Genomic DNA, 13567 nt, shown 5'->3' on the forward strand with positions numbered 1-13567 from the left:
GGGTAATCAGCCCCTGCCAACTTCTGGCAGGGTGGAAATCAGTACGGCACCGCAGCTGGTCTTGTGGCCTTCCAGTGCCACCGGTTTGCCACCCACCAGCCAGCTGCCATCGCCTTCGACGATGGTGCAGTTGCTATGGCCCTGGCGTGGGCAGCTGACGGCATCGCCCAGGCAGGCAATCTGTTTGCCAAACAGCGTGGTAGTGGCGGCGGCACTGACGACATTACCGCCGTGATCGGTGGGGTCGCCCAGTCGAATGACGCGCTTCACGATGACATTTCCTCCAATGGTGGCCGGGCCACGCTGAGTGCTAGCTCGTCCGGACCAAACTGTGCCAACAGCACCGGTGCGGCCAGCGCATGGCAATGGGTGATGGCGGTGGCGCATAGCAAGGCTGCCGTGGCCACGCCGTTATCCCCCCATTCCCGTACCGTGTTGCTGGCTTGGTCGATGGGGTGGAGTTCTACCTGATGGCGGCTGAGTGCGCCGGACAGGGCCGACAGGCGTGCACCACCCATCTGCACCTCGCCGCTGTTATGCACCAGCCAGCCCAGGCTGGCGGCACGGTTGGCTGCTGGCTGGGCGTCTTCCTCGCTGAAGGGATAATCCAGCAAGGCCGCATTAACCAGCGCATTGTCCAGCATGGGTTGCAACTGGCGGCTTAACTGCATGACCCGGCTGGATGCGGCGGCACCCTGGATGGGTTGGGTGAGCTCGGCCAGTACCGGCAAGGCGGCCAGTGATGGCTGGCGGCTGGGCGGTACCATGCCCCAGTCTGTGCTGTGCTGTATGCTGTGCGGTTTTTCCCAATAGGGTTGATAAGGATCTTGACTGTCGCTGACTGGCACCGTGCTGTGGTCTTCCTCGCAGGGCAGGTTCTGGCGCAGGAATAACAGGCAGGCCAGGGCCAGGCCGGGCTTGCCGCGCCAGGCTTGTTCCGGGTCGGGTTCAGCGTCCAGATCGTCCTCATCGGCGAGCGGCAGAATGGGCGCATCGGCGGCCAGCACCACCAGGCCCGGGCAGTCGGTGTTTTGCAATAGCAGTTGCCGGGCGCGTTCGGCCACACTGCCGTGGCCGGGCAGGAAGCGGCACTCCACGGCGGGCGCTGTGCTGTCCAGTGCCAGGGTGGCGGCTTCGTGCTGCACGGTTTTGAGCGCTGCCAGCTGTTCGATGCCGGACAGCGTGGGTATCACCTCGGTGTAGACCGGCAGCCAGGCCGCGCCCGGCGCTGCCAGATACAAGGCCTCCAGTGCTTCGCGTTGCGGGGTGGCCAGTGCGGCAAGCAGGTCGTCGCCGTCCTCTTCCGCCAACTCCTTCCGGTCCAGAGTCAGCCACTGGCAATGGTCATCGGCTTCGCCCAGCCAGGCAGGCTCTTCTCCCACCGGCAAGGCGGTGCAACGCAACCAGCGGCAGGCGATGGTGTGCTGTCGCTCATCCAGTGTCGCGTAATGCAAGCGGCGTGCTGCTTCGCGTGCTGCCACGCGTTCGGCGTTGGCGGCGGCCTCGGCTTGCTGGCGCTCGGCCTCGGCCTTTTTTTCCTTGCGGGCGCTCCACCAGCGCAGCCCAAGCGTCAGCGCCACCGGCGGCACGATATGCAGCAACAGCATGGCCGAGGGGCTGATGCGCTGCCAGCTGAGCGGCAGCACCAGCCATAACAGGCTCCACCAGCCAACGGTGAAGCCACCAAACAGAGTAAGCAATCTCAACATGCCATCTGCCCTTAGCTCAACCTGACCTTGATATCCTCACCCTTGAGCGAGACGGCAATCTTCTTCACCGGCTTGCCGCTGGCCATGCGGCTGAGCAGGTCGCAGGAGATGGGGGCCAGCAGGGTGCGGGTGAGGATGGCGTCGGCATTGCGCGCGCCACTGTCCACGTCCATGCAACGCGCGGCCAGTGTGGCGGCCAGCGTGGCGGGGAACTCCACCTTGGCACCGTGGTTGTCGGCAATGCGGTTGCGGATGCGGTCCAGCTTGAGTGCCACGATGGCATGCAGTACCTCGTCGCTGATGGGGAAGTAAGGCACGATGTCCAGCCGGCCCAGCAGCGCCGGTTTGAAGGCTTGCTGCAGGGTGGGGCGCAGGATTTCCACCAGGTCGGCCGCGCTTGGGTCGCGGGTTTCGCCCTCAACCGTAACGCCGTGTTCGCAGGCGCGCATCAGCAGCTCGGTACCGGCGTTGGAAGTCAGCAAGATGATGGTGTTTTTGAAGTCCACTTCGCGGCCTTCGCTGTCTTCCAGCACGCCCTTGTCGAACACCTGGAAAAACAGTTCCATCACGTCTGGATGGGCTTTTTCCACTTCATCCAGCAGCACCACCGAGTAAGGGCGACGACGTACCGCTTCGGTCAGCACACCACCTTCGCCGTAGCCGACATAGCCGGGTGGCGAGCCCTTCAGGCCGGACACGCTGTGGGCTTCCTGATATTCGGACATATTGATGGTGACCAGATTGCGCTCGCCGCCATACAGCGCCTCGGCCAGCGCCAGCGCGGTTTCGGTTTTGCCCACGCCGGACGGCCCCACCAGCAGGAATACCCCCTTGGGCTTGCCAGGGTCTTCCAGATTGGCCTTGGCAATTTGTACCCGTTCGGCAATCTGCGCCAATGCGTGGTCCTGGCCGATTACCCGTTCTGCCAGCAACTGGCCCAGTTTTTGTACTTGTTCCAGCTCGTTGCTGACCATGCGGCCCAGCGGAATGCCGGTCCAGCCTGCGATAACGTCGGCAATCACGCTTTCGTCCACGCATTCAAACGCCAGCGGCTGGGTTTTCTGCAACTGGCGCAGCGCCAGGCGCTTTTGTTGCAGCGGGCTGGGTTTCTTGCCTGCCGGGCGTGTGGTAGCGGTTTGCTGTTTCAGCTGTTCGATTTCGTCTACCAGCTGTTGCTGTTGCTGCCAGGCGGCGTGCAAGGCATCCAGATCGGTGCGCTGCGTAGCCAGCCGGGTTTCAAGCTCGGCGATGCGTTCGGCGTGGCCTTCCTCGCGCGATAGTGCGTCGATTTCGCGTTCGGCATTGTCAATCAACACCTGGATGTCCTGCAGCGGGGCCGGTTTGCCGGCGCGCGACAGTGCTACCCGGGCGCAGGCAGTATCCAGCACACTGATGGCCTTGTCCGGCAACTGGCGACCAGTGATGTAGCGGCTGGACAGATGCACGGCGGCGCGGATGGCTTCGTCCAGAATATCCACCTGATGGTGCTGGCGCATGGCGGCGGTAAGGCCGCGTACCATTTGCACCGCCATGTCGGGAGCGGGTTCTTCCACCTTCACCACTTGGAAGCGGCGTGCCAGTGCGGCGTCTTTTTCAAAGTATTTCTTGTATTCGGCCCAGGTGGTGGCGGCAATGGTGCGCAGCTCGCCGCGTGCCAGCGCCGGTTTCAGCAGGTTGGCGGCATCGTTTTGGCCGGCGGCACCGCCCGCGCCAATCAGGGTGTGGGCTTCGTCGATAAACAGGATGATGGGCACCGGGCTGGCCTTGACCTCGTCGATCACCTGGCGCAAGCGGTTTTCAAACTCGCCCTTCACGCTGGCACCGGCCTGCAGCAGGCCCAGATCCAGCGTGCGCAGGGTAACGCCCAGCAGGGTGTCCGGCACTTCGCCCAGCACAATCTGGCGTGCCAGCCCTTCCACTACCGCAGTTTTGCCTACGCCGGGTTCGCCGGTCAGGATGGGGTTGTTCTGGCGGCGGCGCATCAGGATGTCGATCATCTGGCGGATTTCGCTGTCGCGGCCAAGAATCGGGTCGATCTTGCCTGCGCGGGCCTGGGCGGTAAGGTCTACCGTGTATTTGTCCAGTGCCGGATTGCCACGCATCCGTTGCGGTGCAGCCGGGGCGTCGCTGGTCTCGTCTGCCTGCTCGGCGGCTGCTGCTTGTTGGCTGGCCGGGCTGGCGCTGCCTTCGCCGCCATGACGGCGCAATTCGCGATAGGCCCCGTTCAGCAGGCTGCTGTCTTGTGCGGCCAGTGTGCGCGAGCTGTCTTGTACGGCGTTACGCAGGGTGTCGTCATGCCACAGTGTCAGCAGCAGATCCAGCGTGGAGATATCGCTTTCGTCATGCTCCATGCTGGCCAGCAGCCAGGCTTTTTCCAGCCAGCGCGGCAGCCAGGCGGAGAGCACCGGGTTGCGGGTATTGCCGCTGCGGAAGCTATCTTGGGCGGCATCCAGCTCGCGGCCCAGTTGGTCGATGGGCAGGCCCAGCGCCAGCAGCGCGGCCAGGGCTGCGTTGTCTTGCTGGTCTAGCAGGGCCAGCAGGACATGCTCGATTTCCACTTCAAAGTGGGTGCGTCCCAGGGCGCGGCTGGCTGCTTGTTCCAGTGCCTGGCGTGCTGCGGGGGTAAGGCGTTCGATCAGCGATTTGAGTGATACCGACATGTGGTTTTCCAGTTATTTAAATCAAGATTCGGGTCGGCTGCTTCAGTGCAGCAGGACGTAGCGCATATCGTCCGGGTCGTGCGACTGCGGCCCCAGCCAGCAGTTGCCCCCCAGCAGCAGGGGGGTGGCAGCGGACATGCAGGGCGGTGGCACGGCTTCTTTCTCCAGCACCAGGCAAATTTCCACCGCCAGGCTGTGCCCCAGGGCAAACTGCAGTACGGCGCGCAGCGCAGCGGCGGCATCGCCACCCGGCTGCAGTGCCGCATAGCGTTCGGCATTCATGCTGCCCAGGCGCAGGCGCAGCTTGGTCTGGCGGTCCCACACGCGGTTTCCCGCCAGCAGGGAGATGCCCAATTCGCAAGCCTGGTCGCCCAGGCGGCTTTGTTCGGATTCCGGCAGCACCATCCATTGCCCGACAAACTGCTCCACCTGGGCAGTTACCCCAAAGAAGCTTTGAATCAGCGTGGACAGCGACTGCGCCGACATCGGCTTCTGGCTGAGCAGGCCGGCAAAATAAACAAACAGGTTTTCGTCCAGCACCATGCTGGCACCAATTTGCTGGCGCAAGGTGGAAAGGCCGGTGCCGCCCAAGTCCAACAGATGGCGGGTGAAGCCATCACGCTCGCCCGCTTCCATATCCAGCCAAAAGCGGTACTTGTGCCAGGCTTCGTAAAACAGCGCCGTTGCCCGGTGGCTGAAAATGTCGAAAAACGCATGCATGGCGTGGTCGCGATGGCGCAGCTTGCGCTCCAGCAGCAGCTCGGTATACGCCGTGGGCAGTGCACCGGAAGGGCCGGTAAGCCCCATAAAGCTGACAGCCATTTCCGCCGTGGCGGGGGTGTCGCCCGCTAAGGTGTCTGCGTCCGCTGCCGGGCTGTAGCCCGCCAGCTCGCTGGGTGGAAACGATAGCGTGGCCAGGGTGCGAAAACGCAGGTCGGCGGGCAAGCGCCGCTTGTTGCCCGCGCGTTTGCGCCCCGACAGCGCCAGCAGGCGCACCGCCTGGAAGAAACCAAACTGGCTGGCATCGGCCGCCAGTTCCTGCCTCAAATCACGAGGGCTTCGCCGGCTCGGGCTGGCCATGTCAGCAGCTCCTCTTTGTCCTGCACGTTTTCCACATGCAGGCGGGTGAAACTATTGGGCGCGCAGTAAAGCGCAAAAAAGCGCTCCAGTACCGAGGCAAACAGATACACGCTACCCCCCACGTAATAATCGGCATCCAGTGTCAGGTGGATATCGCTGCCACGGACAAAGCCGGTGAAATCACGCCCGGCCACCCGGGTGACTGCCGGTCCGCTGGTGACTGCCGCAATCCCCTGGATCTGCCGGGTATTGGCGGCGGAATCCGTCAGGTTGTACAAGGTCAGCATTTCCTGCAGCGCCTCCACGCCGGAATCAACAATGGACAGGTAGTTGAGCGACAGATGCGAAATCAGCCGCCACTGCACTGCACGGCCCAGCGGACTGCGCTGGGTGGCACCCGGCTTGCGCAACAGCCGCACCCGCTTGACCACTGCGTGGCCGGGAATGGTGAAGTCCGAACGTGCCGTCGCCTGGCTGCCGCCAAAAGGAATCTGCTCGGGCAGATCGCGGTTGCTGCACAGCAGCTCCAGGCTCAGCACCTCGGTAGCCGGGCGCACCGGATGGAAGGCCAGATCCACCAGGTGGATTTCCAGATCACTGCCCTTGTCACCCTGATGGGGCGAATCCTGGCGGCTGGCATGCCAGTAAAAGCGTGGTGCCTTGTCTTGCACTGCATGGCGGATGGCGTAGAAGGGCGGCACTTCCTCACTGCGCTCACCCTCGGCAGATTTCTCCACCCTTTGCACCCGTCTTACCTGCACCACCTCATACGCATGTTGTTTGCGACCATCCGGCGTTACCGCATAGGACGCTTTCTGGTGGGTAACGCGAATGGGCTCGGCAGCGTGGCGGAACAGATTCACCACCGGCGTGCAGCCCAGTTTCAGATGCTGTACGCCCAACTGGGTCAGCAGGCGGTTGTAACGCTCACTATCGGCAAATTTGTCCAGCATCACCCGCAGCACCAGCCGCTCGCCATCCAGCCGCGCCACGGCCTTGCCCAACTGGCCAATGTCGACAAACAGAAACTTGTCCGGATAGCAGAAGTACTCGGTCAACAGCCGGTAGCCGATAAAGGAGCGCTCGTCGTACTCCAGCATGCCTTCGTCACGGCCAAAGCCCACCGGAGTGATGCAGGAGGCGGGCAATTGCCGGGTACGGGCCGGATCTTCGCTACCATCGCCCACCTGCACCCGGCGCGCGCCGGACAGCAGCAACTCATATAACAGGTGCATCTGCGCCGGTTCGCCATCCAGGAAAAAGCGTAGCGACTCCAGAGCGATGGCATTCACCGGCAAACCGCCGTGGGTGTGCAATTCCAGTGTCAGCACCGCTGCTGCGTCCGGTGCTAGCTGGCGCAGATAGGGCGAGCCACTGGTCAGCTCCAGCCGCGCCTCGCTGAGCGACAGCGGGTACAAATCCACCGGATAAGCACTGCGGAATTTGCACACCACACCATTGATGGCCGGAGCCTGCACCATCTGGCCACGCTCCACCCGGTAGCGGCGGGCAATCTCCGGCCGCGCCGGGTCACACTCCAGCTGCACGATGGTGGCGGCGGGAATGGGCTGCAGATAATGCGGATACAGCACGTTCAGAAAGCTTTCCGCCACTTCCGGATAATCGTCATCCAGCTTTTTGTGGATGCGTGCCGCCAGCAGCGCAAACGACTCGATCAGCCGCTCGGTGTGCGGATCGGCGCACTGGTCGCCTTCCATCTGCAGCCGCCCGGCAATCTTGGGGTAGCGGCGGGCAAACTCGCCGGACAGCTCGCGCAACTGGCCAAGCTCGCGCTCGTAAAAAGGGAGGAGGGATTCAAGCATTCAAACTCACATCATAAAGGGGCGGGTGATTGCACCCATGCATCGTTGCCCATCGCCAAGGTGGCAGGCATGTCAAAAGGCCGTGGCGGGTAAGCCCGTGCTTGGCGCTGCTGTATCTTGGCCTGGCTGTTCAGTTGCGGCAGCGGAATCATCATCATCTTTCTCGGTATCCGGGGCCTTGCAGATGAGTTTCTTGTTGTTGTCGTCATCTGTGAAAAAGATGGTGCGATAGCGCCAATAAGAACCATGGGGTTCTAGCTTGCCCAGTGTGGACTGCATGAACCAGGCGCGGGAGTCGTGGACATGTTCGTCGAATAACAGCATGAGATCCGCGTTTTGAATCAGCTTCGGGTATTTGGCTTCGCTGTGTTTGATCAGCATTTCACGCTCGGTGCCGGTACAGTCGGCACTGAAGGGGCGGGAGATGGCAGTAAACAGGGATGCCAGCCAACCTAGCGGATTCGGGTCTACGCTGAGAATGCCCAGATAGTCATCGCGAAAGTCCTTGGCCCCCATCCGCAGCTGGGTTCCGTCCAGGGTGGGTTCATAGCCCTTGGACAAATTGGGTTGATAGTCCCGGCCTACATAAGCCTTGTCATTGGCCGACATGCTGTCCTCCGGCACTGGCTCGTAATGGATACCGCGGCCATTGATATTGCTAACGCTGTGCTCCGGCCACTTCATCTTGGTGGCACTGGCTTTGCCCTTTTTGCTTTGGGTTTCCCAGGCGTCCTTCTCTTGCTTGATTGCCCAGCCCGGCGTTTCGCGTTCTGTCGCGGCATATTTGTAGTAGTCGGTGGTTTCCTGATCTTGCCCGCCACTGCCATGCAAGCCGCCTGCATAGCGCTCGATACGCCAGGCATTGATTTGCGCAGTCTGGTTCTTGATCAGGTCAATCAGTGAGCCAACTGATTTGGACGCATGCCGCCATGCGTTGAAGCGCTGGATGAGTTTGGGATCAACTGCAAAGAGTTTTGTTGTTTCGTCGTTAAAAAATCGCCACGGTTCTTTCGCCTGAAGCATCTTGATTTTGGACTTCTCACTTGCGTTACCCTGCTGGCAACGGTCAGCATCAATTTTCAAAGGTGCCCCAGCATCAAAAGCCAGCCGATACAGATGGTTCAGCGGAATCTGTGACAGCAACATTTCCTGTCCGTCGCGTGCCTTGCCTTGATCGTTTGGCGGGTAGCCGCCGCCTACATCACTGTGCATGCCGGGATAAACCCATTCGCCTACCACGCAGGAAGGGTAGGCACCCTGGGTGGTGGTGGCCACCGAGTCCAGTGGAAAACACAGGCGCTGTTCATGTGCGCTCACCAGGTGGGCGCAGCGCTTGAGCCACTCACGCGGTGGCAGCTGCATGGTGCCGTCAGCCCAATCCATATGGCCTTGCGCACCGGGGGCCAGCTCGGTCAGGCCAACCGAGGCCACCGTATCCAGCACCCCGAGAAATTCCACTGTCAGTGGGATGCCAAAGAAGGCGCTGTCTTGCATTTGCTCATCCAGCCGCCACAAAAAGGCGCGGGCCTCGGCAGCACCACGGGAAAAGCCATAAATGTACAGCTTGATTTTCAGGATGGTCGGCTTGCTATCCAGTTTGGCCAGAACATCGCTCATGCCAGCCTTCATTGCTGCGCGGCGATCTTGCTTGCTGGTGTCGGTTTTTACCATCACGCCATGATTACCCTCCTTATAGGTAAATTCCATTTGCTGGATTACCTTCATGGCTTGACGGTCATCTACTTCCTTAGAAATCAAACTTTGTTGTAAAGCATCAATAAGCCGAGTCAAGCCCCATAGAATTCTGCGCTCGCCACCGCTGGCAAAACTCAGCCCGCTGGAAGAAGGGCCATCCTCGCCGATTTTTTTAAATTCAGTACCAACGCCTTGCATGTAATAACTGAAGTATCCACTCTTCTGAGCAGATACTTCACCGATTGTGGCATTGTAAAGACGACGGATATTGCTGCTGCATACCGGGTTTGCCTTGTCATCGGAATCACCGTGATTATTGGTGCCATCAAAGAACAGGCTGATATTGAGCACCATATCGCAGGGGGCTGGTTTGCCCGCAGCCCGTTCTTCCATGCAGCTTTCGGCAATATCCTTTTGCTGTTCGCGGCGTTGTCGCAAGATATGGGCTATGTTGCTTGGAAAGTAACCAGCCTCAGGATAATGTGGTGCAAGACTTACCGGCATGTTTTTGCTCCCCCCGCACGGCGGGCTAGCTCAGGATAAAATTCCTTTCCGCCAGGTAGATCCTTGAAGAGACTGTATTTTTCGTCACAATCTATAACGATTCTTACGTTATCACACGGGAGAAAGATGAAGGTTACGCCGCATGTTTCTCCATACTTTGGTAAAGGAATAGTTCTTTCAATTTTTTTGTAATTCGCTTCATGAATATTCATCCACCTTTTCCATTCTGGAGTAGTTATTCCATTCGGCAGGGCTGGTCTTCTTGTACCATCTGGATTGACTCCTGGGCTGGGGTCTTTGGTCCAGCTAAGCGTTGCGGTCATGCCCGGTTTCCATTTGGCCGGAATGCTCATGCAGCATTCTTGACCACCTGTGCCACTTGCACCACTACCATTCAGGCTCGCATTAAGTATTTTGATACTGCTGTCGGTGTTGACTACTCGGCCTGGAACACCAATAGTGGCTTCGTCGGCCATGCTTTGACAACCGCTAAGCAGGGCAAGGGTGCTGATGATGATGGCCAATAATTTATTTCTTGACATTGTGCTGTTCCTTGATTGAATTGTTTTGCATGGTCATTTTAAGTAGTACTTGCCAATATTTTTGCTGATGGTTCTATTTACTGTATAACCGGAATCATCATGCTGTTGGTTGCAGTTAAGGGGCTATTTATTTGGCGACCCATTCATCCATGCAGCTTTCAGCAATATCCATTTGCTGTTCGCGGCGTTGTCGCAAGATGTCCGCAATTCGGGTTGGAAAGAAGCCAGAATCCGGATAGTGAGGTGCAAGACTTACTGGCATGTCGCACGTCCTCCCATGCGACGAATCAATTCGGGATAGCGGTCCTTCCCACCAGGTAATGCTCTGAATAATTTGTATCTTTCATCACAATCTAGAATTACCCGTGCATCGTCACATGGTAAAAATACAAATGTGACACCACATGTCTCACCATACTTTGGTAAGGGGATGATCTTTTCCATTTTTTTATAATTGGCTTCATGAGTTTTCATCCACTTTCTCCACTCGGGAGTGCTTCTTCCATTTGTCCAGCTTGGTTCTTTAGTTCCATCAGGGTTGGCTGTCGGGTTGGGGTCTTTAGTCCAACTAATCGTTGCCGTCATGCCCGGCTTCCATTTTGTCGGGATGCTCATGCAGCATTCATCACCGCCGGATCCACTCACGCCACTACCATTCAGGCTTGCATTAAGTATTTGGACGCTGCTGTCAGCATTCACTACTCTGCCAGCAATGCCAATAGTGGCTTCGTCGGCCATGCTTTGGCAGCCGCTAAGCAGGGCAAGGGTGCTGCTGATGATGGCCAATAATTTATTTTTAAACATTGTGCTGTTGCTGAGTGTGTTGCTTCATATAGTAATTCCACATCTTGCATGGTTTTGCTATTCATGCATTTTTTGTATGGCAAGTGCCCGTGATGTGGCTGTGTTATGCCACATTAATTAAAAGCACTTGCCATTATTCGTTTCATTGACTGTGTCAGCTAACTTGGCTTGATTTCAAGCCATATTACTTTTCTTCTGCTTTCTTGGTGTAGTGCACAGTCGACCCCATGAATGGATCTAGTAAAATAAGCCCACCGTCTTGAGATTGACCTATCCATAACTCCGGTACAATGGGTTTAGTCAATCCAAGATCATTGATGGCTACACCGACAATGCGCTTGCTGCGTTTTTCTGCTGGAATGTCAAGCCAGGACCAAGAATCATGGCTGCCGTTTCTTCGTAAGCCGACCTTTGTCCAGTCAGAAGCCGATCCGTTCCACCGCAAAATGGCATCGCCGCTACTGTTGCTGACTGCATGACCCAGGATTTTTCCGTTTGATTGAAATTGCACTTCGATGTCCTCGGCACCTCCAGCTCTTGGCATGCCAACTACAATAATCAGCTCCTCGTTGGTGGCAGGCTTAATGATTTTTTCTTCATTATTAGTCATTAAGCGGTAGGTTGGCTGAGTTTTAGGTAATTCGGTTGTAAACTTAATTAGTCGATTTTCAATACGCCATTTTCCATCCAAATAGTCGGATTGCGAGTGCCATGCTGCTCTGTGATTTGCAGTCAACCATAATTCAGATTTTGTAGTGGGTGATGTGTATTTTCCAATTGGAAATTTTTCTCTGATTGGCTTTTCTTGTTTTCGATAAGATAAGCTGGTGATTCCTCTTATTGCGAGAGCGTTTTCTTTTATTTCTGGTCTTGGCATGGAAAGTATCAAATCATCGTTTTCACCGCTATTTAAGGAAAGTAAGGTGTTGTTGAACACAGGAGCAATTTCATTTGAATTTTTTAACAGCATGGTCATGACGCCACTCTCGCGGGCGGCATTTGTGACGGGAAATCAGTTCCATTTATCTTCACCGTCAGTACGCTTTAGGGCGACTCTTTTCCATGGCCCCCAGGAGGGAGGTTTTTTTGCTGTTAGCAAACCATTATAATTCCGGGATGTTTCGCCATTGATTATTTGGCCTTTTTCATCTTCAAAAATTGCGGCATCTCCGGATATGCTTTGTGTTCCGGTACCAATAACGTAAGCTGCGACCACCTCATTGGGGTTGCGGAAGCTTATTTGATCTGGTGTGTATGGCTGGTACTTAGGACGGCCTTTCCCTTTGTTGGCTATTAGGTTTATTTTTCCGTCTTTTATATTCCAGGTTCCGCTAACGCTATAGTTTCCTTTGTAATATAAATCCCAGTAAAATTTTCCTGACTTTTCCAGTCTTAGGTGGGGTGGTAGCCAGTGGTCGTCTGTCAAGACATAACTGCCTTCCAGTGGGGAAGTGTTATTACCAGCCAATGCAATTGGTGCTGTTGATATGTTGCTAATCAAGAATGCCCAGCTAAGAAGTGCAGCGGTGCTTTTCAGTTTGATTTTCATTTTTGATTTGTCTTCGATAAGGGGATCGTTACAACATCTTAAATATGCTTAGTTAATCCGCAAAAATTGCTCAACTAATGGCATGCGTGCATCTTCCGACCACAATTTTGCTTTGTCCGCCGCCTGGTGCGCCTGTGCCAGTCGCGTCATCAGCTCTTCTTCGGACTGCAGTTGGAATTCCTCCGGACTGAGCAGGTGGTTTTGCCGCCATTGCTCGGCAACATGCCAATTGGCCAGAGCATCCACCTGGCTGTCTTGTAATGGCAGGGTTTCGTCTAGCCATAGGGCAGGCGGTGGGCTTTGCCATTTTCCGGTGTCCTGCATGCGGGCGTTGCCATCACGGTCCAGCCAGTGCCATTCACGGGCAGGGCGTAATAGCAGGCTGCGATTGTCCTCATCCAGCGTATCCACCACAGCGGCAAACAGCCGGGGGTCGTGATAGCGCAATACGCCTTTTTTCAATCCGCGTTCCCAGGATGCCTGCAGGCACAGACGGCAGTTGTTGACCAGGTCGGCAAAGTCCCAGCTGCTTAGCAGGGCCATTACCCTGGGCTGACCATGCCATTGCTGCAGTAATTTCAATAGTTGCGGGTCGGTGACATGGAGCGGAACGCGTACCAGTACCGGGCCGGCTTCTGCCGCTTCTTCATGCGGGGTGTCCTGTAGCAGTGCCACCGGCTTGTTGAGTGTGGTAATCCGGTGCTGCCATGTAGGGCTTAACTCGGCCTGATCTACAATCAGGTCCAGCCATTCCAATGCCAATGCGGCTGCATGGTTCTGTAGCAGCGTGAGCCAGGCTTCTGGCGTGGCTTGGTTTAACAGGATGCGTTGACTCATTTGGCGGCTACCAATGGGTTGGCCTGATTGAATGCTTTGGCCATACAGGGTTTGCATACGCTGTTAGGGAAGCTGGGCAGTGGCGGATTCATCTGGTCTGGCCCGCTCAGGTTATGACTTGCCCCCTTCACACTCACCGTCCCCGGACAGTGGATTTCGATATTGCCGCCCTTCAGCCGGATATAGCCGCCGCCGCTGGTCAGCAAGATTTCCTGCTTGGCGTTGACCACAATCCTTTCTTTGCTGGAGGTAATGGTCACATCCTTATCCGCCGTCAGTTCCATCGCATCGCTCTGCGCTTGCAACTGCACCTTGCCTTTGGCGGCGATCAGCTTCAGCGCCACCTTGTCTTTCACCCCGGCCA

Annotated in this window: 12 protein-coding genes; all 12 read right to left on the minus strand. The window is 57.1% G+C overall.

What is annotated here, in order from left to right; all coding sequences use genetic code 11:
- Positions 1-6: 6 nt before the first annotated feature.
- Positions 7-270 (minus strand): PAAR domain-containing protein, encoded by a 264-nt coding sequence (locus ACODR9_RS17420; RefSeq protein WP_488810718.1) that lies wholly within the window; start codon positions 268-270, stop codon positions 7-9.
- A complete protein-coding gene (locus ACODR9_RS17425; protein ID WP_488810720.1) occupies positions 267-1709 on the minus strand; it encodes a hypothetical protein in 1443 nt (480 codons plus the stop codon). The genes ACODR9_RS17420 and ACODR9_RS17425 overlap by 4 nt, the downstream gene beginning before the upstream one ends.
- 11 nt (positions 1710-1720) lie before the next feature.
- Positions 1721-4369, minus strand: a complete 2649-nt coding sequence (gene tssH / locus ACODR9_RS17430) for a type VI secretion system ATPase TssH (protein ID WP_488810722.1) — start codon at positions 4367-4369, stop codon at positions 1721-1723.
- A 42-nt stretch (positions 4370-4411) separates the two neighbouring features.
- On the minus strand, positions 4412-5449 hold the full coding sequence (gene tssG / locus ACODR9_RS17435) for a type VI secretion system baseplate subunit TssG (RefSeq protein ID WP_488810724.1): 1038 nt from the start codon (positions 5447-5449) through the stop codon (positions 4412-4414).
- Positions 5413-7272, minus strand: a complete 1860-nt coding sequence (gene tssF, locus ACODR9_RS17440; protein ID WP_488810726.1) for a type VI secretion system baseplate subunit TssF — start codon at positions 7270-7272, stop codon at positions 5413-5415. Before tssF ends, tssG begins: the two co-directional genes overlap by 37 nt.
- Positions 7273-7344: 72 nt before the next feature.
- Positions 7345-9405, minus strand: coding sequence for a T6SS phospholipase effector Tle1-like catalytic domain-containing protein (locus tag ACODR9_RS17445; RefSeq protein ID WP_488810728.1), 2061 nt, complete (start codon positions 9403-9405; stop codon positions 7345-7347).
- A 56-nt stretch (positions 9406-9461) separates the two neighbouring features.
- Positions 9462-10013, minus strand: coding sequence for a DUF3304 domain-containing protein (locus tag ACODR9_RS17450; protein WP_488810730.1), 552 nt, complete (start codon positions 10011-10013; stop codon positions 9462-9464).
- Positions 10014-10265: 252 nt separating this feature from the next.
- The gene (locus tag ACODR9_RS17455; protein ID WP_488810732.1) at positions 10266-10817 is read right to left on the minus strand and encodes a DUF3304 domain-containing protein; all 552 of its coding nucleotides are present in this window, start codon (positions 10815-10817) and stop codon (positions 10266-10268) included.
- Positions 10818-11001: 184 nt separating this feature from the next.
- A complete protein-coding gene (locus tag ACODR9_RS17460; protein ID WP_488810734.1) occupies positions 11002-11793 on the minus strand; it encodes a hypothetical protein in 792 nt (263 codons plus the stop codon).
- Positions 11794-11829: 36 nt separating this feature from the next.
- The gene (locus ACODR9_RS17465) at positions 11830-12366 is read right to left on the minus strand and encodes a hypothetical protein (protein ID WP_488810736.1); all 537 of its coding nucleotides are present in this window, start codon (positions 12364-12366) and stop codon (positions 11830-11832) included.
- Positions 12367-12414: 48 nt separating this feature from the next.
- Positions 12415-13203: a toxin Tle1 chaperone Tla1 gene (tla1, locus tag ACODR9_RS17470; protein ID WP_488810738.1), complete on the minus strand. Its 789-nt coding sequence runs from the start codon at positions 13201-13203 to the stop codon at positions 12415-12417.
- Positions 13200-13567: DUF2345 domain-containing protein (locus ACODR9_RS17475; protein ID WP_488810740.1), on the minus strand; the 368-nt coding region annotated here is incomplete at its 5' end. The genes tla1 and ACODR9_RS17475, both read right to left, overlap by 4 nt.

It is taken from the genome of Aquitalea sp. FG25, from assembly GCF_057809375.1.